This is a genomic window from Rhodococcus olei (assembly GCF_039540555.1).
GTDB lineage: Bacteria > Actinomycetota > Actinomycetes > Mycobacteriales > Mycobacteriaceae > Rhodococcus_G > Rhodococcus_G olei.
The window spans coordinates 49,534-69,040 of sequence record NZ_BAABFB010000029.1 but is presented as its reverse complement, the minus strand read 5'-3'; the positions used below and the strand labels follow the sequence as shown (position 1 = coordinate 69,040).

Sequence of the window (19,507 nt, the reverse complement as noted above, 5' to 3'; positions counted from 1 at the left end):
CGGGCGCGGCGCGGCGGGCGTCCGGGACGAGGGTCACCATTCGCCCTGGCGGGCGAGGGCCCGGCGCTGCGGGGACAGGTCGATCGACGCGATCGCGGCGAGAGCGCGGGCCATCGTTCGAGCGGGGGCGGTGTGGAGGTGGTCGTGTGTTCTCCCGGAGACGATCCGCAGGGCCGCATCGGGAGTGAGTCCGAACCAGCGCTGCACGGTCGCGAGCCCGTGCGGGGTCAGCCGCCACAACTTGTCGGCGTCCTTGACGACGGCGTCACTCGGGTTCATCGCCTCGGCGCGAGTGTCGTGGCCGTCCACGATCGCGACGATCGCGTCGATGTCCGCCGGGTCGCGGCCCAGGTCCTCGAGCACGGCGCGGGCGATCGCGGCACCCTCGATCTCGTGCACCCGGACCAGTTCCGGATGCCGCGGCTGCGGGGCGATCGCCTCGAGCACCCGATCCTCGGGCACCCTGGACCACCCGGTGTCGTGCAGAAGGATTGCGGGAAGCACGATCTCGGGACGAGCTCCGTCGACCGCCGCGACGAGGGCCTTCGCGATGCCGAACGCGTAGACGGTGTGGACGTCGTTGTCGCGCACGTGGAGGTGGCCCACCGCCCGGTCCCAGACCGACCGCTCGGCGGGGGACATGTCGATCAGGCCCGGGACGTCGGCCGCCGCGGGAACGAGTGCCGACACGTCCCGGCCGAGCAAGCCGGCGCCCGCGGCCGAACCACCGGCCGGGGTCGTGATGCTGGTCTCCATGACTTCCTCCTTGTGACGGAGACCACCTTTCCGCGCCGCGGGCGACCTACCTAGCTATCGCTTCCGTTCAACGGAAGTGCCGAGCCAGAAACTTCGAATCGCCTGTTCAACGGGCTGCGGCAGGTCGCGGAAGCGCCTCTCGAGCCGGGCGACGGTGCCCCGCAGCGAGGGAAGGAAGCGCGGGATCTCCGCACTTCGCGTGCTGGGCAACACGATCCCGACGGCCGCGACGACGTCGCCCCGGGGTGCGCGCACCGGCACCGCCACCGAACAGAGCCCGAGCGCGATCTCCTCCTGGGTCTGCGCATATCCGTTCTCGCGCACCGTGTCCAGGTCGCGGGCCAGGCGGCGAGAGTCGGTGATCGTGTATCGCGACCGGCGCTCGAGCGCGTGCGACAGGTACGCCTCGCGGAACCAGTCCTCCTCGTACGCGAGCAGGACCTTTCCGACGGCGGTCGGGTGCAACGGCAACCGATCTCCGACCCGTGCGATCCGCGGGACCCGCCTGCTCCCGTAGATCCGGTCGACGTAGATCACCTCCGTCCCCCGGCGTACCGCGAAGTGAACGGTCTCGTGCGTCAGGTCGAACAGGTCCTGGAGCGGCGGGTGCACGATGTCGCGCAGCCGCTGGCCGGCGTTCTGGGCGATCTCCCACAGCCGGATCCCCACCTGGTAGCGCCCGTCCGGACCCCGCTGCAGGGCGCCCCACCGTTCGAGTTCACCGACGAGCCGATGGACCGTGCTCAGCGGCAGATCCGCGGACGCGGCGATCTCGGTGAGCTGCAGGGGCTCACCCCGGGATTCGAATGCCGCGAGGATCGCGAGCACCCGCGACGTCGTGGTCCGCCCCGGTTCGCGGGGTTGTCCGGCCATGCCGCGTCCTTCCTGTCGTCACCGCTCCCCCATCGTCTCCCCGACCACGCGTCGCGGCACCCCACCACGAACGGCGCCCCGGCAATCATGCCGGGGCGCCGTGTGATGGGCCGGTGCGTGCGGCCGCGCGGATCAGCCGACCGCGACCTCGGCGACGATCAGCTCGGCACCGGTGGCGGAGCGGACCTCGTCGACGGTGACACCGGGTGCGGTCTCGACCAGGCGCAGACCCTCGGCGGTGACGTCGAGGACCGCGAGGTCGGTGATGATCCGGTGCACGCACCGCTCGCCGGTCAGCGGCAGCGAGCACTCCGCGACGACCTTCGGCTCGCCCGACTTGCTGCAGTGGTCGGTGAGGACGATGACGCGGCGGGCGCCGTGCACCAGGTCCATCGCACCGCCCATGCCCTTGACCATCGCGCCGGGAATCATCCAGTTCGCCAGGTCACCGGTCTCGCTGACCTGCATCGCGCCGAGCACTGCGACGTCGACCTGACCGCCCCGGATCATCCCGAACGACTGCGCGGAGTCGAAGAACGAGGCGCCGGGCAGCACCGTGATCGTCTCCTTGCCTGCGTTGATCAGGTCGGCGTCGACCTCGTCCTCGTACGGGTACGGCCCGACTCCGAGGACACCGTTCTCGGAGTGCAGCACCACCTCGACACCGGCGGGAATGTGGTTCGGGATCAGGGTGGGCATGCCGATGCCCAGGTTCACGTACTGACCGTCCTCGAGTTCCCGCGCGGCGCGGGCCGCCATCTCGTCCCGGGTCCAGCTCATCGGCGCACCGTCCTCTTCTCGATCTGCTTGTCGCCCACCACGGGCACGTGCACGACACGCTGGACGTGGATACCGGGGGTGTGCACGTCGTCGGGGTCGATCTCACCGGGCTCGACGAGGTGCTCGACCTCGGCGATCGTGATCCGTCCCGCCGCGGCCGCGGGCGGATTGAAGTTGCGGCCGCTCTTGCGGTACACCAGGTTTCCGTGCCGGTCGCCCTTCCAGGCGTGCACGAGCGCGTAGTCGGTCACGATGGCGCGTTCCATCACGTAGGTGACGCCGTCGAATTCGCGGGTCTCCTTCGGCGGGCTCGCGATCGCGACACCGCCGTTGCCGTCGTACCTGCGCGGCAGGCCACCGGTGGCAACCTGGGTTCCGACGCCGGCCGGAGTGAAGAACGCGGGAATGCCCGCACCGCCGGCCCGCAGCCGCTCGGCGAGCGAGCCCTGCGGCGTCAGCTCCACTTCGAGCTCACCCGCCAGGTACTGCCTCGCGAACTCCTTGTTCTGCCCCACGTACGAGCTCGTGGTGCGCCGGATCCGGTGTGCGGCGAGCAGGACCCCGAGACCGAAGCCGTCGGTGCCGAGGTTGTTGGTGACGGTCTCGAGGTCCGTCGCCCCCTGGTCGAGCAGGGCGGCGATCAGCACCTCCGGAACTCCGACCAACCCGAAACCGCCGACCGCGAGGGAGGCGCCGTTCGGGATGTCGGCCACCGCCTCGGCTGCTGTGGGAATGACTTTGTCCATCACACCGACCACGATAGCGCGGTGTGTGCGATGTGTGAACACCCATTCGCATTACGAACACATCCGCGGGGCGGCATTGCCCCGGGACAGGGCCGAGTTCTATGCTTGTTCGTATAGCGGCTGTCTGTGCACTCTACGAACACCCATCCGGGTGAGAGCCACGGCCGCGCCACCGGTTCCCTTCGACGAAAGGCCCGAGCATGCTCCACCTGCCCCCGCGCTATCGCGGCAAGGACGACACCGAGGAGGCGCCCCTCGAGTTCGCCGACTACCGCACCACCTCCCTCCGCAGCCCGAAGCAGCCGCCGACACTGCTGCCCCAGCGCCTGACCGAGCTGACCGGCCCGGTCCTCGGCGAGGGGCGGGTCACCGCCGCCGACGCCGACCTGACCCTCGCCAACGGCGGCGAGGCGAGCGGACAGCGGATCGTCGTCCACGGCCAGGTCCTCGACAGCGACCGCCGCCCGGTGCCGAACACACTGATCGAGGTGTGGCAGGCCAACGCCGCCGGTCGGTACCGGCACCAGGGCGACCAGTGGCCCGCCCCGCTCGACCCGTTCTTCAACGGCGTCGGCCGCGTTCTCACCGATGCGCAGGGCCGGTACTCGTTCACCACGATCAAGCCCGGCGCGTACCCCTGGGGCAACCACCACAACGCCTGGCGACCCGCCCACATCCACTTCTCGCTGTTCGGCCGCGCCTTCACCCAGCGCCTGGTCACCCAGATGTACTTCCCCGACGACCCGATGTTCTTCCAGGACCCGATCTACAACTCGGTGCCCGACGGGGCCCGCCAGCGGATGATCAGCGTCTTCGACTACGCGGCCACCACCGACAACTGGGCGCTCGGCTTCCGATTCGACATCGTGCTGCGCGGCCACGACGCCACCCCCTTCGAGGAGGACGACCACGATGACTGAGTTCGCACCCCGCTACCCGGTCACGCCGGGCGACTTCACGACCGTGAAGTTCGGGCCGACACCCTCGCAGACCGTCGGACCGTACCTGCACATCGGCCTGCCGTGGGCGGACGGCGCCGAGGTCGTCGCCGCAGGCACGCCGGGGGCACTGACCCTGACGGTCACCGTGGTCGACGGCAACCGCGACCCGATCGCCGACGCGCTCGTCGAGACGTGGCAGGCCGACGCCGACGGGCGATTCGACCACCCGGACGACCCCCGCGGCAGCCAGGGCTGCACGTTCCGCGGCTTCGGCCGGGTGCCCGCCGACGCCACCGGCACGGTCGCGATCACCACGATCAAGCCCGGAGCGCTGCCGGCGGAGAACGGCCTGACCGAGGCCCCGCACATCGACGTGTCGGTGTTCGCGCGCGGCATGCTCGACCGCGCGATCACCCGGATCTACTTCCCCGACGAGGAGGCCGCCAACGCCGCCGACCCGGTACTGTCGGCCCTGCCGGAAGCTCAGCGCGCCAAGCTCATTGCGCGTGCGACCGCGGACGGCTACCACTTCGACATCGTGGTGCAGGACGCCGACCCGAATGGCGCCGAAACGCCGTTCTTCCGCTTCTAGGGGGCTCGTGTGACGCGCGGTGAACTGTTCGATCCGGTCTTCGGTGCCGGGCGCCTGAGTTCCCTGCTCTCCGACCGCGCGTGGGTGTCGGCGATGCTCGAGGTCGAAGGTGCCCTCGCGCACGCCGCCGCCGACTCCGGTGTCATCACCGCGGACCAGGCGGTCGCCGTCGCGGCGGCCGCCCGCACCCTGTCCGGCACCCTCGACCCGGCACTGCTCGGCGTCGAGGGTGCGGCCGGCGGCAATCCCGTCATCCCCCTGGTCAGGCACCTGCGTGCCCAGTGCGCCCCGGCCGGTGTCCCCGGCGCGGCCGTGCACACCGGTGCGACCAGCCAGGACGTCCTCGACACCGCCCTGATGCTGATCGCCCACCGCGCCGGCACGGTGGTCGCGGCCGACCTCGCGGCCGCCGCCGACGCCGCGGCGCTCCTGGCGGTCCGGCACCGGGACACGCCGATGGCCGCCCGCACCCTCGGCCAGCAGGCGCTGCCCACGACGTTCGGGGCCCTCACCGCCGGCTGGTGCGCGGCCCTCGACCGGGCGCATTCCACGCTGACCGGAGCGCTCGCCGGCCTGCCCGTCCAATTCGGCGGGGCGGCAGGCACTCTCGCCGCGCTGTACCCGCACGGACTGGCCGTCGCGGACCGGCTCGCCGATGAACTGGGTCTGGCGCGCCAGGCGGTGCCCTGGCACACCGACCGCACCCGGATCGGCGAGCTCGCGTCCGCGCTCGGCGTCGCCGCCGGCGCGATCGCGAAGATCGCGACCGACGTGGTGTTCATGGCCGCGACCGAGGTCGGCGAGGTCGCCGAGGACGCGCCCGGCGGTTCGTCGGCGATGCCGCACAAGCGCAACCCCGTCGCCGCGGTCACCGCCCGTGGCGCGGCCCTGCGGGTACCCGGACTGGTGGGCACCGTCCTCGGATCGATGGCGCACGAGTTCCAGCGCGCCGCCGGCGCGTGGCATGCGGAGTGGGAGACGGTCACCGACCTGCTCCGGCTCACCGGGGGCGCGGCCCATCGGCTGGCGAGCTGCGTGAGCGGGCTGCACGTCGACGCCGCCGCGATGGCCCGCAACCTCGACGCCACCGGCGGGATGCTGCTCGCCGAACGGGTCACCGGGGCACTCGCCGCGTACACCCCGGACGCCCGCGAGCGCGTCACCGCGGCGTGCGCCGCCGGCCGCCGGCTCGACGCGGACCCCGGGGTCACCGAGTTCCTCGACCCGGCCGCGGTGCGCGAACTCCTCGATCCCGCCCGCTATCTCGGCCACGCCGGCGACATCGTCGACCGCGTGCTGGCCGCCCGCACCCCGAAGAAGGAGACACCCCAGTGACGGTCGCCCTCGCGCATCAACTCACCGGCCCCGGGCCCGGCGCCCCGACGGTGGTCCTGCTGGGCTCGCTGGGCTCGGACCGATCCATGTGGGACCCCCAGATCCGCACGCTCTCCGACCAGGTCAACGTCCTCGCCGTCGACCTGCGCGGCCACGGCGAATCACCGGCCCCGGCGGGGCCGTACACGATCGCCGACCTCGGCGGCGACGTCCTGGCACTCCTCGACTCCCTGAAGCTGCCTGCCGTGCACCTGGTGGGACTCTCCCTGGGCGGGGCGGTGTCGCAGTGGATCGCCGTGCACGCGCCGACCCGGGTCCACACCCTGACGCTGCTGTGCACGGCCGCCCGGTTCGGCGAACCGCAGGGCTGGCTCGACCGGGCCGCCGGGGTCCGCGCCGAGGGCACCGGCTCGATCGCCGAGGCCGTCGTCGGGCGGTGGTACACCGAGCGCCTCGCCACCCGCGACCCCGACCTGGTCGCGTCGTCGCGGGCCATGGTGGCGGCGACCTCGGACGAGGGGTACGCCGCGTGCTGCGAGGCCCTGTCGGGCTGGGACGGCCGGGCCGACCTCGACCGGATCGCGGCTCCGACCCTGGTGATCGCCGGACGGCAGGACCCGGCCACCACCCCCGACGACCTGCGGGTCGTCGCCGACGGCATCGCGAACGCCACGATGCGGGTGCTCGACCCCGGCGCACACCTCGCGAGCGTCGAGCAGGCCGGTCGCGTCACCGCGCTGATCGCCTCGCACATCGCCGGGCCCGCCCAGCGCAGCGAGACGTACGAAACCGGGATGTCGGTGCGGCGCACCGTGCTCGGTGACGCACACGTCGACCGCGCGGTCGCGGGTACCACCGCGTTCACGGCCCCGTTCCAGGACTTCATCACGCGGACCGCGTGGGGTGACATCTGGAACCGGCCGGGCCTGGACCACCACACCCGTCGCCTGCTGACGCTCGCGATCCTGACCGCGGTCGGCAACGAGCACGAACTCGACATGCACATCCGCGCGGCCCTGCGCGACGACGTCACACCCGACGAACTCGTCGAGGTGTTCCTGCACACCGCGGTGTACGCGGGCGTGCCGAACAGCAACCGTGCCTTCGCCCTCGGCAAGAATGCACTCGCGGAGGGAGTCGGCAGCGCTCACCACGTCGGCGCCGCCGACACTGCCGACTCCGTCGACGGCGACGTCGGCTCCGCGGACACCGAGGAGCAGTCCGGACCATGACCGAACCGTCACCCGACTACGTGCAGTCCCTGGCCCGGGGACTGTCCGTCATCCGTGCCTTCGACTCCCAGCGTCCGCGGCAGACCCTCAGCGAGGTCGCCAAGGCCACCGACCTGACCCGCGCGACCGCGCGGCGGTTCCTGCTGACGCTCGTCGAACTCGGCTACGTGCGCACCGACGGGTCGGTGTTCTGGCTCACACCGCGGGTGCTCGAACTCGGCTACAGCTACCTGTCGAGCCTGACGCTGCCGGAGGTCGCCGTCCCGCACCTCGAGGCGCTGACGAAGAGGGTGCACGAGTCCGCGTCGGTGTCGATCCTCGACGGCGGCGACGTCGTCTACGTCGCGCGCGTCCCGGTCAGCCGGATCATGACCGTCTCGATCATGATCGGCACCCGGTTCCCCGCGTTCGCGACGTCGATGGGCCGAGTCCTGCTCGCCGGTCTCCCCGAGGCCGAGTTCGAGAAGTACCTCGCGACCGTCACCCTGACCCCGCTGACCGGCCGCACGATCGACTCGCCCGGCGCGCTGCGCGCGGAGATCGCGAAGGTCCGCGCCGACGGGTACTGCATCGTCGACCAGGAACTCGAGGAGGGGCTGCGCTCGCTGGCCGCCCCGATCCGCGACGCGAGCGGCACGGTCGTCGCCGCCGCCAACATCTCCACCCAGGCCGCCCGCTACTCCGCGGCCGCCGTCCGCAAGGACCTGCTGCCCGCGCTGCTGGGCACCGTCGAGGCGATCAGTCTCGATCTGGTGCGCATGCAGTCCCAATGACCGAAACGTGAGGACCCCCATGCCCGACGCCGTCATCTGTGAACCCCTGCGCACCCCGGTCGGCCGGTTCGGTGGCGTGTTCAAGGACATCGCACCGGAAACCCTTGCGGCGACGGTGATCACCGAACTCGTCAGCCGCACCGGCATCGACGGCTCACAGATCGACGACGTCGTCCTCGGCCAGGCCTCCCCCGGTGGCGACGCTCCCGCGATCGGCCGGGTCGCGGCACTCGACGCCGGACTCGGCATCGACGTTCCCGGCCTGCAGGTGGACCGGCGCTGCGGGTCCGGCCTCCAGGCGGTGATCCAGGCGTGCATGCAGGTCGCGACCGGCGCCTCCGACCTGATCCTGGCCGGCGGTGTGGAGTCCATGAGCCAGGCCGAGTTCTACGCCACCGGCATGCGCTGGGGCGTGCGGGGCGACGGCGTCGCCCTGATGGACCGGCTCGCCCGCGCCCGGGTCACCGCCGGCGGCAGGAACTTCCCGGTCCCGGGCGGCATGATCGAGACCGCCGAGAACCTGCGTGCCGAGTTCTCCATCAGCCGCGCCGACCAGGACGCCCTCGCCGTCCAGTCGCACCAGCGTGCGGTCGCCGCGCAACGCAACGGCAGCTTCGCCGACGAGATCGTCGGAGTGCCCGTCCCGCAACGTAAGTCGGACCCGATCGTCGTCGACACCGACGAACACCCCCGCGCCGACACCAGCCTCGAGTCGCTGGCGAGGCTGCGGCCGATCCGCGCCGGCGTCGACCCCGACTCCACGGTGACCGCAGGCAACGCCAGCGGACAGAACGACGGGGCGGCGGTGTGCATCGTGACCACGCCCGAGAATGCGGCCCAGCTCGGGTTGCGGCCCCTGGCACGGCTCGCCGGGTGGGCGGTCGCGGGGGTGCCACCCCGGACGATGGGAATCGGTCCGGTCCCCGCGACCGCCCGGGTTCTCGACCGGCTCGGACTGACCCTGGCCGACCTGGACGTCATCGAACTCAACGAGGCGTTCGCCGCGCAGGCGCTCGCGGTGCTCCGCACCTGGGACCTCGACCCCACCGACGCGCGGCTGAACCCGAACGGGTCCGGCATCTCCCTCGGCCACCCGGTCGGGGCCACCGGCGCCCGCATCCTGGCCACGCTGCTGCGCGAACTCGACCGTCGCGAGGGCCGCTACGGGCTCGAGACGATGTGCATCGGCGGCGGGCAGGGCCTGGCCGCGGTGTTCGAGCGGCTCTGACGACACCTCCCCGGCACGGCCGAATGTCATCGTGTGCAGTGGATCGGCACGATGGCATTCGGCCGCACGGCAGGTCGTGCGTCACTCGGCGGCGAGCACCTGTCGCATGTGTTCGGTCATCCGCGCCGCGTCCGGTTCGAGGCCGGTGAAGATCCGGAACGAGTCGACCGCCTGACCGACGGCCATGCCGATGCCGCTGATCGTCCGCGCCCCGACCGCCCGCGCCCGCCGCAGCAGTTCGGTCTCGGTGGGCCGGTAGACCACCTCGGCGACCCACAGGTCCGGGCGGAGCAACGCGGCGTCCAGCGCGATACCCGGGTGCGCGGCCATGCCGACCGGTGTCGCGTGGACCAGTCCGTTCGCCGCGCGCACCGCCGCAGGCACGTCGGACAGGCCGCAGGAGGCGATACCACCTCCCGGGAACTGCTCCGACAGCTGATCGGCGAGCGCGCGGGACCGGGACGGGTCGGCATCGGCGACCGTGAATGCCTCCGGCCCCCGCGTGAGGGTGGCGTACGCGACCGCGGCACCCGCGCCACCGGCGCCGAGCTGGACGACCCGGCCGACGGGCGTGTCGCCGAGTCCGGCGTCGAGATTGCGCCCGAAGCCCGTCCAGTCGGTGTTGTGTCCGACCAGCCGGTCGCCGTCGATCTCGACGGTGTTGACGGCACCGAGCATGCGGGCATCGGGGGTCAGATCGTCGAGCAGCGGTATCACCGCCTGCTTGCAGGGGTGCGTGACGTTGAGCCCGTCGAATCCGAATTCGACTGCGCTGCTGACGATCCGGGGAAGCGCCGCCACACCCCCGAGGGTGTCGATGTCGAGGATCCGATACACGTACCCGACACCGTGTGCGCGTCCCTCGGCCTCGTGGAGTGTCGGTGTCAGCGATCGTGAGATCCCCGAACCGACGAGGCCGCACAGGAAGGACGGCGCGGACGGGGCCTCGATGCGCGAGGAGGCGCCGGTGACGGAAGGGGCGGTTTCGGCGAGGGTCATGGTGAGGCTCACTTCCAGGGGCTCGAACTATTAACTATCCAGTGAGTTAACTCAACGTAGCATACGATTCGGAACGCGAACACCCTCGAAACCCGTCCCGAGCACCACACGCCCGAGAACCCAGGAGAGAAGATGGCGCCGGCTGAGACCGCCCGGAAGGCACCCACGCGGACAACCCCCAAGCGCACCCGGAACCCGGAGCGCACCCGCGAGGACATCCTTCGGGTCGCGACGACGGAGTTCGCGGACAAGGGCCTCTCGGGTGCCCGCATCGACGAGATCGCCGCGAAGACCGCGACCACGAAGCGGATGCTCTACTACTACTTCGGTGACAAGGAAGGCCTCTACCGCGCGGTCCTGGCCAACGCGTACCAGGAGATCCGACACGAGGAGGCGCAGGTCGACGTCGACCACCTCGACCCGGAGGCGGCGATCCGCGCCGTCGCCGAGATCACCTTCGACCACCACGAGGCGCATCCGGACTTCATCCGGCTCGTGGCCATCGAGAACACGCATCGCGGCGAGAACCTCGCCGCGATCGAGGGCATCGCCGAAACGCAGCGGCCGGCGGTCGAGACACTCGACCGGATCCTCGCGCGCGGGCGCGAGCTCGGACTGTTCCGTGACGATGTCACACCGCTCGACGTCCACATCCTGATCAGCTCGTTCTGCGTCTTCCGGATCGCCAACCGGTACACGTTCGGAACCCTGTTCGACTGGGACCTGACCGCCCCCGAGAACCGCACCCACCTGCGCACGATGCTCGGGGACGTCGTCCTGTCCTACCTGCGGTCCAATACCGGTCACGATGATTAACTAACCAGTTCGACCATTATTGACGCAGGGCTGTGACCCGGGTTACCTTGACACGTGCGCGGTACACGCGACTCGTTCGTATCGCGAACACAAGGCCCCTCAGGAGTTCCCGATGACCCTCGACCACCGCACCGGCCGTCCGTCCCCCGATCCCGGTCCACAGGATCCGAACGCCGATCCGGCGAAAGCGAAGATGTCGGCGAAGGCCGCCTTCTTCGGCAGCATGCTCGAGTACTACGACTTCTACATCTTCGCGTCCGCGGCCGCACTGGTGTTCCCGCACGTCTTCTTCGAGGGCGCGAGGAACCCGGTACTGCTGTCGCTCGCGACCTTCGGCATCTCGTACGTCGCCCGCCCGGTCGGCGCGGTCGTCCTGGGCCACTTCGGTGACCGCGCAGGCCGCAAGAAGGTGATGATGTTCTGCCTGGTGCTGATGGGCCTGGCGACCTTCATGATCGGCTGCCTCCCGTCCTCGGCCACCGCCGGATCCGTCGGCCCGGCGCTGCTCGTGCTGCTCCGCGTGGCCCAGGGCATCTCCGCGGCCGGCGAACAGTCCGGGGCCGGATCCCTGACCCTCGAACATTCCCCCGCGCACCGCCGCGGCTTCTTCTGCAGCTGGACCCTGACCGGCACACAGGCCGGTTTCATCATCGCAAGCCTTGCCTTCATCCCGGTCGCCGCGCTTCCGGACGAGACCCTGTACTCGTGGGGTTGGCGAATCCCGTTCTGGTGCAGCCTGATCGTCCTCGTCGTCGCATACATCGTCCGACGGAAGCTCGAAGAGCCGGAGATCTTCGTCGCCACCAAGGAGGCGATCGACGAGGCCGAGATCACGCCGCCGCTACCCGTCGTCGACCTGTTCCGCACCCACTGGCGCGATGTGCTCCGAGTCGTCCTCTGCGCGTTCATCGCGGTCGTGAGCACCGTGTTCGCCGTCTTCGGTCTGGCGTACGCCACCACCCCAGAGATCGGAATGAGCCGCACCACGATGCTGTGGGTCGCGATCGCCGCAAACGCCGTCGCCCTGGTGTCCCAGCCGCTTTTCGGCATCCTCTCCGACCGGATCGGCCGCAAACCGGTCTTCATCGGAGGTGCGATCGGCTCGGCCGCAGGCATCTTCGGGTACTTCGCCGCGATCGGCAGCGGCAACGTGATCGCCGTCTTCGCCGCCGGGATCGCCCTGATGGGCGGTGTCTACGCCGCCACCAACGCGATCTGGCCCGCGTTCTACGCGGAGATGTTCTCGTCCCGGGTTCGCTACTCGGGCATGGCGATCGGCACCCAGGTCGGTTTCGCCCTGGCCGGGTTCGCCCCGACGATCGCGCAGGCCCTGCGCGGCGGCGACCCCCGCAACTGGATCCCGGTCGCGGCGTTCACCGCGGTCTGTGCGCTCGTCGCGGCGGGGTCCGCGGCCACCGCACGCGAGAACTCCCGCACCCCGCTCACGGAGCTGGACCGGAAGCTTCCACACCGGACCCTCGCCGAGGTCTGACCCGGCGGGACGAGAAGCGGCCCCGACCGTCCGGTCGGGGCCGCTTCTCGTCCCGCCCGCGCTCAGGTCGCGCGCAACTGTGCCGCGAGACGCACCGCGGCGTTCGCGTCGCCGTATCCCCGGTAGCCCCCGACCCGCTGCACCACCTCGAAGAAGAAGTCGGCGCCGACCGTGGGCGTGAACAGATGGAAGAACTCGCCGTCGCTGTCGGCGTCGTACAGGATGCCCGAGTCGGCCATCCGGTCGAGCAGCTCGCGCGAGAGCCCGAACCGCGCATCGAGATCATCGTAGTAGTTCGCCGGGATCGGCAGCGGCTCGAACCCCCGGGCCCGCATCGATGCGGCCGTGGTGAAGATGTCGGTGCAGGCGAACGCCACGTGACCGATCCCGCCGCGACGGGCGGCCCCGAGGTGCGACGAGACCGATCCGGGCACCATGCTCAGGGTCAGGCGCAGCGCCCCCGGGCCGCCGTCGGGCGCGGGTCGCTCGAGTGCCCGGTTGCGCAGCATGCCGACCGCATCGGTGACGTCGAGTCCCTCGCGCGGGGTCATCGCGAGCACCGAACGCAGCAGCAACATCACGCCGTCCCAGTTGTCGGCCGGGATCGCGAGTCCGACGTGGTCGACTCCGGTGAACAGGGACACGTCGTCCTCCCAGCCGCGTTCGCCGGGGTACAGCTCGAACGCCGCCTCCCAGGCCGCCGCGCTGGCGGGGCCGCGCACGTCCAGCGAGGTCGCGTCCGTCATGTCGAGCCGTACCACGTCGGAGGCGGATCCCCGCTCCGGCGTCGAGGCGCCCTCGGCGCCCGGCAGCCCGACCTCGCGCGCCCGCACCTCGAACGCCCGCGCCCGCTCCTCCCAGGACTCCGGGTCGGAGGACCGCACGCCGATCTGGGTGAGCACCGGCAGGTGCGCGGGCAGCCCGGGCGCCGTCCAGACCGTGCCCGCACTCGCGTCCACGACGACGGTGAGACCCCCGTGCCGCCACAGCTGCAGATCGTGCGCGCGGTGCACACCGGCGAGCCGGAACCCGAGTCGGCCGAGCACGGTGCGCAGGGCGTCGCTCTTGCCCGGACCCGCGGCAAGGCGCAGGGAGACAACGCCTTCGAGCGGCGAGGCCGACGGCGCGTCGAACAGTCGGGCCCGTCGGTCGTCGCGCGGCGGAGGTGCCGCCTCGGCCCGGACCCGGCGCGACACCTCGGCCTCCAGATAGCGCAGGGATCGGTGCGCATCGGCAGCGGTGCGGCCCGTGTCCGACCCCCGGAACGTGTCGTTGAAGATCTCCAGCGACCACGGGCCGCGGTACCCCGCCGCCTCCACGTGCGCACCGAACCCGGCGAGATCGAAGCTGCCCTGCCCGGGGAAGTTCCGGTAGTGCCTGCTCCACTGCAGCACGTCCATCGACATCGCCGGCGCGTCCGCGAGCTGCAGGAAGAAGATCTTCTCCCCGGGGATGTCACGGATCCCGGACGGGTCGTCGCCGCGCGAGAGGATGTGGAAGCTGTCCAGGCACACCCCGAGCGCCGGATGGTCCGCGGCCTCGACCACCCGCCAGGAGTGCCGGTAGGTGTTCACGTGGGCGCCCCACGCGAGCGCCTCGTACGCGATCCGGAGTCCGCGCCGGTGCGCGGCATCGGCGAGCACCGCCAGCTGCTCGGCCAGCCGGTCGTCCGCGCGCACCGCCTGCGGCAGGGTCGACGAGCAGACGAGCAGGGTGTCACACCCGAGGCGCTCCATCACGTCGAACTTGCGTTCGGCGCGAACGAGGTTGCGCGCGAACTCCTCCGGGTCCACGGAGTCGACGTCGCGGAACGGTTGGTACAGGTCCAGCGAGAGCCCGAGGTCGGCCGCCCTCCGGGCGAGTTCCTCCGCCGACCACGGCGAACTCACGAAGTCGGGTTCGAACACCTCGAGACCGTCGAATCCCGCGGCGGCGATCGCGGGCAGCTTGTCTTCCAGCGTGCCGCTCAGACACACCGTGGCGATGGACGTACGCACCCTGTCCACGGTCACCCCCTGCCGCAGACGTACTCGACGGCCAGGCCGTATCCCTCGATGCCCAGTCCGGCGATCACGCCGGTCGCGACCGGCGAGACCAACGAATGATCGCGGAACCCCTCACGGGCGTGGACGTTGCTGATGTGCACCTCGACGACGGGGACCTCGAGAGTGACCAGCGCGTCGCGGAGCGCGACGGAGGTGTGGGTGTAGCCACCCGGGTTGACCACCACCCCCGACGCCTCGGTCCTGGCCTCGTGCACCCAGTCGATCAGATCGCCCTCGTGGTTGGACTGCCGGGCCTGCACGGTACGGCCGAACCGCTCGGCGACGCCGGCACACAGGGTCACCACGTCGTCGAGCGTCTGGTGCCCGTAGACCTCTGGCTGACGCTGTCCCAGCAGGTTGAGATTCGGTCCGTTCAGGACGTAGACGGGTCCGGGGGTCGTCACGCTCGCCTCCACTAATGTACGAAATGGTGAGTTAATAGTTTGAGGATAGCGCCACCCCTTCCCCGCCACCAGGACCGGCCGAGGCCCACACACGACGAAGGCGCCCCCACCGATTCGGTGGGGGCGCCTTCACGGCGATCGTTCTCGCTACGCCGACTTGTCGCGACGCTCGCGATCGGCCTTGCGGGGCACGATCGTCGGCAGCACGTTGTCGTTGACGGTCTCCGCGGTCACGACCACCTTGGCGACGTCGTCGCGGCTCGGAATGTCGTACATGACCGGCAGCAGAACCTCTTCCATGATCGCGCGGAGGCCACGGGCACCGGTGCCCCGCAGAATCGCCTGGTCCGCGACCGCCTCGAGCGCGTCCGGGGTGAACTCGAGCTCCACCCCGTCCATCTCGAACAACCGGGTGTACTGCTTGACGAGGGCGTTCTTCGGCTCGGACAGGATCTGGACCAGGGAGTCCTTGTCCAGGTTCGTCACCGACGCCACGACCGGCAGCCGGCCGATGAACTCGGGGATCAGACCGAACTTGATCAGATCCTCCGGCATCACCTCGGCGAAGTGGTCCTGGGTGTCGATCTCGGCCTTCGACCGGACCTCCGCGCCGAAGCCGATCCCGCGCTTGCCGACCCGGTCCGAGACGATCTTCTCGAGCCCCGCGAACGCGCCGGCCACGATGAACAGCACGTTGGTGGTGTCGATCTGGATGAACTCCTGGTGCGGGTGCTTGCGTCCGCCCTGCGGCGGCACACTCGCCTGCGTGCCCTCGAGGATCTTCAGCAGCGCCTGCTGCACGCCCTCGCCGGAGACGTCGCGGGTGATCGACGGGTTCTCCGACTTCCGGGCGATCTTGTCGACCTCGTCGATGTAGATGATGCCGGTCTCGGCACGCTTGACGTCGTAGTCGGCGGCCTGGATCAGCTTCAGAAGGATGTTCTCGACGTCCTCGCCGACGTAACCGGCCTCGGTCAGGGCGGTGGCGTCGGCGATCGCGAACGGCACGTTGAGCATCTTCGCGAGGGTCTGGGCCAGGTACGTCTTGCCGCACCCCGTGGGCCCGAGCATCAGGATGTTCGACTTCGCGAGCTCGACGGTCTCACCGCGCACGTCGCGGCCCTTGTCGCCGGCCTGGATGCGCTTGTAGTGGTTGTAGACCGCGACCGCGAGGGTCCGCTTCGCGGCGTCCTGACCGATCACGTAGTTCTCGAGGAACTCGCGGATCTCCGCCGGCTTCGGCAGCTCGTCGAGCTTGACCTCGCTCGACTCGGCGAGCTCCTCCTCGATGATCTCGTTGCACAGGTCGATGCACTCGTCGCAGATGTAGACGCCGGGGCCCGCGATGAGCTTCTTCACCTGCTTCTGACTCTTGCCACAGAACGAGCACTTCAGCAGGTCTCCGCCGTCACCGATGCGTGCCATGTCGTCAGGTCCTACTTCCTTCTCAGCTGCACTCGCTACGGGTGCTGACCGTTCCGCGTGGGCTGGTGTCACGTGAACCTCGCCCGGCGGGCGACATCCCTGACTGTGACCGTACCCGCTGTCTCGGAACATGGTCGACTTGTTGAGCGTGTTTCACGCACAACCCGCCCGGACCGTCGAGGGTACGGGCGGGTTGCCGCGACCGCCACGCGAACCGCGTCACGCGGACCGCACGGCGGTCACCACGAGCCCGGCGTCACTTCTGGGCGGAGAGCTTCCGGTACGCGAGCACGTCGTCGATGATCCCGTACTCCTTGGCCTCGTCGGCCGTGAGGATCTTGTCGCGATCGGTGTCCTTGCGGATCGTGTCGGTGTCCTTGCCGGTGTGCTTGCTCAGCGTCGACTCCATCAACCGCCGCATGCGCTCGATCTCCGCGGCCTGGATCTCGAGGTCCGACACCTGGCCCTGGATGCCGCCGGTGGCGGGCTGATGGATCAGCACCCGGGCGTTCGGGAGGGCGAGCCGCTTGCCGGGCGTACCGGCCGCCAGCAGCACCGCCGCCGCCGACGCCGCCTGGCCGAGGCACACGGTGGTGATGTCGGCGCGCACGTACTGCATGGTGTCGTAGATCGCCATCAGCGCCGTGAACGAGCCACCCGGCGAGTTGATGTACATCGTGATGTCCCGGTCCGGATCCTGCGACTCGAGCACCAGCAGCTGCGCCATCAGGTCGTTCGCGGAGACGTCGTCGACCTGGTTGCCGAGGAAGATGATGCGCTCCTCGAACAGCTTGTTGTACGGGTCGGACGTCTTGACGCCGTAGCTGGTCTGCTCGGTGAACTGCGGCAGGATGTAACGCGCCTGCGGGGCACCGGCCGGGGCCAAGCCGCCGAGCGCACGGGGATCGATAAGGTTTGTCATCTGCTTCTCCATGAAGGGTAGGGGCGTCGGGGCGGGGCGTCGGCTAGTTGTTGCCGGTTCCGCCGGCCTGCCGGGCGCGCGAGATGACGTGGTCGACGAAGCCGTAGTCCTTGGCCTCGGTCGCGGTGAACCAACGGTCGCGGTCCGAGTCGGCCGTGATCTGCTCGACGGTCTGACCGGTGTGCTCGGCGATCAGCTCGGCCATCTCACGCTTGGTGTGCGCGAACTGCTCGGCCATGATCGCGATGTCGGAGGCGGTGCCGCCGATGCCCGCGGACGGCTGGTGCATCATGATCCGCGCGTGCGGGAGGGCGTACCGCTTGCCCCGGGTGCCCGCCGACAGCAGGAACTGGCCCATCGAGGCGGCCAGACCCATGCCGAAGGTCGCGATGTCGCACTCGGCGAACTGCATGGTGTCGAAGATGGCCATGCCTGCCGTCACCGAGCCGCCGGGCGAGTTGATGTAGAGAGAGATGTCGCGCGTCGGATCCTCGGCCGAGAGCAGCAGGATCTGGGCGCACAGCTTGTTCGCGATGTCGTCGTCGACCTGGGTACCGAGGAAGATGATGCGCTCGCGGAGCAGACGCTCGTACACCGAGTCGCTCAGGTTCAGACCTGACGTGGCCGAAGTCATGGCGGGGCCCTGCGAAGCCGCCGGGTTCTGTGAAGTCACGGTACCTGCCTTCTCCATCACTGATTCGTTGGTTCTCGACACAGACACTAACGAACAGGGACGGCCCCGGAGTCCCGGTGCCGTCCCTGTTCGCTGATGGCGTGAAAAACTAGCTCTCGTCGGACTCCGACGCCTCGGCCTCGGCGTCGGCCTCGCCGTTGCCGAACATCTCGTCGGTGTCGACCGCGGCACCGGTGGTGTCGGTGACCGTGAACCGGCCGACCACGGTGGCCAGCGCCTTGCCGCGCCGCACGTCGGCGAACACCGCGCCGAGCTGCCCGGCCTGCTGGATCTGCTGGATGAACTGATCCGGCGACATGCCGTACTGCTGCGCCTGGAACAGGATCCGCTCGGTCAGCTCCTGCTGGCCGACGTTGGTGCCCTCGGCCTCGGCGATCGCGTCGAGCAGCAGCTGCGTCTTGACGGACTTCTCGGCCGCCGCCTTGGCGTCCTTGTCGAACTCCTCACGCGAGGAGCCCTGCTCCTCGAGCAGCTCACCGAGCTTGTCCTCGTCGTGGTCGAGCCCGTGGATCGCGTCGTGCAGCGCGGCGTCGACCTCGGCCTTGACGACGGCCTCGGGCAGCGGGACCTCGACGGTCTCGAGCAGCGTCTCGAGAACCTTGTCGCGGATCTGGCCGGCCTGCTCGACCTTCTTCACGCGGGAAACCCGCTCGCGCAGGTCGGCGTTGAGCTCGTCGAGCGTGTCGAACTCGCTGGCCATCTGGGCGAACTCGTCGTCGGCCTCGGGCAGCTCACGCTTCTTGACGGTGTCGACCTTCACGGTCACGACCGCGTCCTTGTCGGCGTGCTCACCGGCGACCAGCTTGGTGGTGAACTCCTTCGACTCGCCGGCCTTCAGCCCGACGATCGCCTCGTCGAGGCCCTCGATCAGCTGACCGGAGCCGACCTCGTGCGACAGGCCGGTGGTGGAGGCCTCGGGCACGTCCTCGCCGTCGACGGTGGCGGACAGGTCGATCGAGACGAAGTCGCCCTCCTCGACGGCCCGGTCGACACCGACCAGGGTGCCGAAACGCTGACGCAGCGACAGCAGCTGCTCCTCGACGGCCTCGTCGGTGATCTCGATCGGATCGACCTCGACCGCGAGCGACGCGAAGTCGGGCAGGGTGATCTCCGGGCGGACGTCGACCTCGGCGGTGAACTCGAGGACGTCGCCGTCCTCGATCTTCGTGATCTCGATCTCGGGCTGGCCGATGACCTTGACCTCACCGGTGGTGACGGCCTCCTGGTAGCGGCCCGGCAGTGCGTCGTTGACGACCTGCTCGAGCACGGCGCCGCGGCCGACACGGGCCTCGAGCAGCTTGGCGGGGGCCTTGCCCGGGCGGAAGCCGGGAAGACGGATCTGCTGCGCGAGGGCCTTGTACGCCTTGTCGAAGTCGGGCTTGAGCTCCTCGAAGGGCACCTCGACGTTGATACGGACCCGCGTCGGGCTCAGCTGCTCGACGGTGCTCTTCACG

The 19,507-nt window shown here is 70.2% G+C and carries 19 protein-coding genes; 8 read left to right on the top strand and 11 right to left on the bottom strand.

Going from position 1 to position 19,507, the window contains the following annotated elements; all coding sequences use genetic code 11:
• Positions 1–33: 33 nt before the first annotated feature.
• The 4 genes from ABD951_RS06815 to ABD951_RS06800 form a co-directional block, all read right to left on the bottom strand.
• A complete protein-coding gene (locus ABD951_RS06815; protein WP_345343007.1) occupies positions 34–756 on the bottom strand; it encodes an HD domain-containing protein in 723 nt (240 codons plus the stop codon).
• Between the two features lie 54 nt (positions 757–810).
• Positions 811–1,629 (bottom strand): IclR family transcriptional regulator, encoded by an 819-nt coding sequence (locus tag ABD951_RS06810; protein ID WP_345343006.1) that lies wholly within the window; start codon positions 1,627–1,629, stop codon positions 811–813.
• Between the two features lie 132 nt (positions 1,630–1,761).
• Entirely contained in the window at positions 1,762–2,409 is a 648-nt protein-coding gene (locus ABD951_RS06805) for a CoA transferase subunit B (protein ID WP_345343005.1), read from the bottom strand.
• Positions 2,406–3,155 carry a CoA transferase subunit A gene (locus tag ABD951_RS06800; protein ID WP_345343904.1) on the bottom strand — a complete coding sequence of 250 codons (750 nt, stop codon included), beginning with the start codon at positions 3,153–3,155 and terminating at the stop codon, positions 2,406–2,408. The genes ABD951_RS06805 and ABD951_RS06800 overlap by 4 nt, the downstream gene beginning before the upstream one ends.
• Before the next feature lie 200 nt (positions 3,156–3,355).
• On the opposite strand from ABD951_RS06800, the gene pcaH reads away from it, so the two are divergent.
• Genes pcaH through ABD951_RS06770 form a run of 6 tightly spaced genes read left to right on the top strand, consistent with a single transcriptional unit; the run spans position 3,356 to position 9,256 of the window.
• Positions 3,356–4,075, top strand: coding sequence for a protocatechuate 3,4-dioxygenase subunit beta (gene pcaH / locus ABD951_RS06795; protein WP_345343004.1), 720 nt, complete (start codon positions 3,356–3,358; stop codon positions 4,073–4,075).
• Entirely contained in the window at positions 4,068–4,688 is a 621-nt protein-coding gene (gene pcaG / locus ABD951_RS06790) for a protocatechuate 3,4-dioxygenase subunit alpha (protein WP_345343003.1), read from the top strand. The genes pcaH and pcaG overlap by 8 nt, the downstream gene beginning before the upstream one ends.
• 9 nt (positions 4,689–4,697) lie before the next feature.
• Positions 4,698–6,023: a 3-carboxy-cis,cis-muconate cycloisomerase gene (gene pcaB / locus ABD951_RS06785; protein WP_345343002.1), complete on the top strand. Its 1,326-nt coding sequence runs from the start codon at positions 4,698–4,700 to the stop codon at positions 6,021–6,023.
• Positions 6,020–7,255: a bifunctional 3-oxoadipate enol-lactonase/4-carboxymuconolactone decarboxylase PcaDC gene (pcaDC, locus tag ABD951_RS06780; RefSeq protein ID WP_345343001.1), complete on the top strand. Its 1,236-nt coding sequence runs from the start codon at positions 6,020–6,022 to the stop codon at positions 7,253–7,255. The genes pcaB and pcaDC overlap by 4 nt, the downstream gene beginning before the upstream one ends.
• The gene (locus ABD951_RS06775; protein ID WP_345343000.1) at positions 7,252–8,028 is read left to right on the top strand and encodes an IclR family transcriptional regulator; all 777 of its coding nucleotides are present in this window, start codon (positions 7,252–7,254) and stop codon (positions 8,026–8,028) included. Before pcaDC ends, ABD951_RS06775 begins: the two co-directional genes overlap by 4 nt.
• A 19-nt stretch (positions 8,029–8,047) precedes the next feature.
• Positions 8,048–9,256 (top strand): acetyl-CoA C-acetyltransferase, encoded by a 1,209-nt coding sequence (locus ABD951_RS06770; RefSeq protein WP_345342999.1) that lies wholly within the window; start codon positions 8,048–8,050, stop codon positions 9,254–9,256.
• Positions 9,257–9,337: 81 nt separating this feature from the next.
• Here ABD951_RS06770 and ABD951_RS06765 read toward each other — a convergent pair whose 3' ends face one another.
• Positions 9,338–10,255 (bottom strand): shikimate dehydrogenase, encoded by a 918-nt coding sequence (locus ABD951_RS06765; protein WP_345342998.1) that lies wholly within the window; start codon positions 10,253–10,255, stop codon positions 9,338–9,340.
• Positions 10,256–10,387: 132 nt separating this feature from the next.
• Between ABD951_RS06765 and ABD951_RS06760 the strand changes: the two genes are divergently transcribed.
• Positions 10,388–11,071 carry a TetR/AcrR family transcriptional regulator gene (locus ABD951_RS06760; RefSeq protein WP_345342997.1) on the top strand — a complete coding sequence of 228 codons (684 nt, stop codon included), beginning with the start codon at positions 10,388–10,390 and terminating at the stop codon, positions 11,069–11,071.
• A gap of 112 nt (positions 11,072–11,183) precedes the next feature.
• Positions 11,184–12,563, top strand: coding sequence for an MFS transporter (locus ABD951_RS06755; protein ID WP_345342996.1), 1,380 nt, complete (start codon positions 11,184–11,186; stop codon positions 12,561–12,563).
• 62 nt (positions 12,564–12,625) lie between these two features.
• On the opposite strand, the gene ABD951_RS06750 is transcribed toward ABD951_RS06755, so the two are convergent.
• The 6 genes from ABD951_RS06750 to tig all read right to left on the bottom strand — a co-directional run bounded on the left by ABD951_RS06750 (position 12,626) and on the right by tig (position 19,506).
• On the bottom strand, positions 12,626–14,569 hold the full coding sequence (locus ABD951_RS06750; RefSeq protein WP_345342995.1) for a sugar phosphate isomerase/epimerase and 4-hydroxyphenylpyruvate domain-containing protein: 1,944 nt from the start codon (positions 14,567–14,569) through the stop codon (positions 12,626–12,628).
• Between the two features lie 2 nt (positions 14,570–14,571).
• Positions 14,572–15,012 (bottom strand): type II 3-dehydroquinate dehydratase, encoded by a 441-nt coding sequence (gene aroQ / locus ABD951_RS06745; protein ID WP_345342994.1) that lies wholly within the window; start codon positions 15,010–15,012, stop codon positions 14,572–14,574.
• Positions 15,013–15,159: 147 nt separating this feature from the next.
• Positions 15,160–16,437, bottom strand: a complete 1,278-nt coding sequence (clpX, locus tag ABD951_RS06740) for an ATP-dependent Clp protease ATP-binding subunit ClpX (protein ID WP_345342993.1) — start codon at positions 16,435–16,437, stop codon at positions 15,160–15,162.
• Between the two features lie 256 nt (positions 16,438–16,693).
• The gene (locus tag ABD951_RS06735; RefSeq protein ID WP_345342992.1) at positions 16,694–17,359 is read right to left on the bottom strand and encodes an ATP-dependent Clp protease proteolytic subunit; all 666 of its coding nucleotides are present in this window, start codon (positions 17,357–17,359) and stop codon (positions 16,694–16,696) included.
• A gap of 43 nt (positions 17,360–17,402) precedes the next feature.
• On the bottom strand, positions 17,403–17,993 hold the full coding sequence (locus ABD951_RS06730; protein ID WP_345342991.1) for an ATP-dependent Clp protease proteolytic subunit: 591 nt from the start codon (positions 17,991–17,993) through the stop codon (positions 17,403–17,405).
• Between the two features lie 148 nt (positions 17,994–18,141).
• Positions 18,142–19,506: a trigger factor gene (gene tig / locus ABD951_RS06725; protein ID WP_345342990.1), complete on the bottom strand. Its 1,365-nt coding sequence runs from the start codon at positions 19,504–19,506 to the stop codon at positions 18,142–18,144.
• Between the last annotated feature and the right edge of the window lies 1 nt (position 19,507).

What these genes read in the sequence shown, in the direction of transcription:
- ABD951_RS06765 (WP_345342998.1), bottom strand. Translation starts at nt 10,255, where the DNA reads ATGACCCTCGCCGAAACCGCCCCTTCCGTCACCGGCGCCTCCTCGCGC.
- ABD951_RS06730 (WP_345342991.1), bottom strand. Translation starts at nt 17,993, where the DNA reads ATGACTTCGGCCACGTCAGGTCTGAACCTGAGCGACTCGGTGTACGAG.
- ABD951_RS06775 (WP_345343000.1), top strand. Translation starts at nt 7,252, where the DNA reads ATGACCGAACCGTCACCCGACTACGTGCAGTCCCTGGCCCGGGGACTG.
- ABD951_RS06770 (WP_345342999.1), top strand. Translation starts at nt 8,048, where the DNA reads ATGCCCGACGCCGTCATCTGTGAACCCCTGCGCACCCCGGTCGGCCGG.
- clpX (WP_345342993.1), bottom strand. Translation starts at nt 16,437, where the DNA reads ATGGCACGCATCGGTGACGGCGGAGACCTGCTGAAGTGCTCGTTCTGT.
- ABD951_RS06755 (WP_345342996.1), top strand. Translation starts at nt 11,184, where the DNA reads ATGACCCTCGACCACCGCACCGGCCGTCCGTCCCCCGATCCCGGTCCA.
- ABD951_RS06800 (WP_345343904.1), bottom strand. Translation starts at nt 3,155, where the DNA reads ATGGACAAAGTCATTCCCACAGCAGCCGAGGCGGTGGCCGACATCCCG.
- ABD951_RS06815 (WP_345343007.1), bottom strand. Translation starts at nt 756, where the DNA reads ATGGAGACCAGCATCACGACCCCGGCCGGTGGTTCGGCCGCGGGCGCC.
- pcaH (WP_345343004.1), top strand. Translation starts at nt 3,356, where the DNA reads ATGCTCCACCTGCCCCCGCGCTATCGCGGCAAGGACGACACCGAGGAG.
- ABD951_RS06810 (WP_345343006.1), bottom strand. Translation starts at nt 1,629, where the DNA reads ATGGCCGGACAACCCCGCGAACCGGGGCGGACCACGACGTCGCGGGTG.
- ABD951_RS06805 (WP_345343005.1), bottom strand. Translation starts at nt 2,409, where the DNA reads ATGAGCTGGACCCGGGACGAGATGGCGGCCCGCGCCGCGCGGGAACTC.
- pcaG (WP_345343003.1), top strand. Translation starts at nt 4,068, where the DNA reads ATGACTGAGTTCGCACCCCGCTACCCGGTCACGCCGGGCGACTTCACG.
- ABD951_RS06735 (WP_345342992.1), bottom strand. Translation starts at nt 17,359, where the DNA reads ATGACAAACCTTATCGATCCCCGTGCGCTCGGCGGCTTGGCCCCGGCC.
- ABD951_RS06760 (WP_345342997.1), top strand. Translation starts at nt 10,388, where the DNA reads ATGGCGCCGGCTGAGACCGCCCGGAAGGCACCCACGCGGACAACCCCC.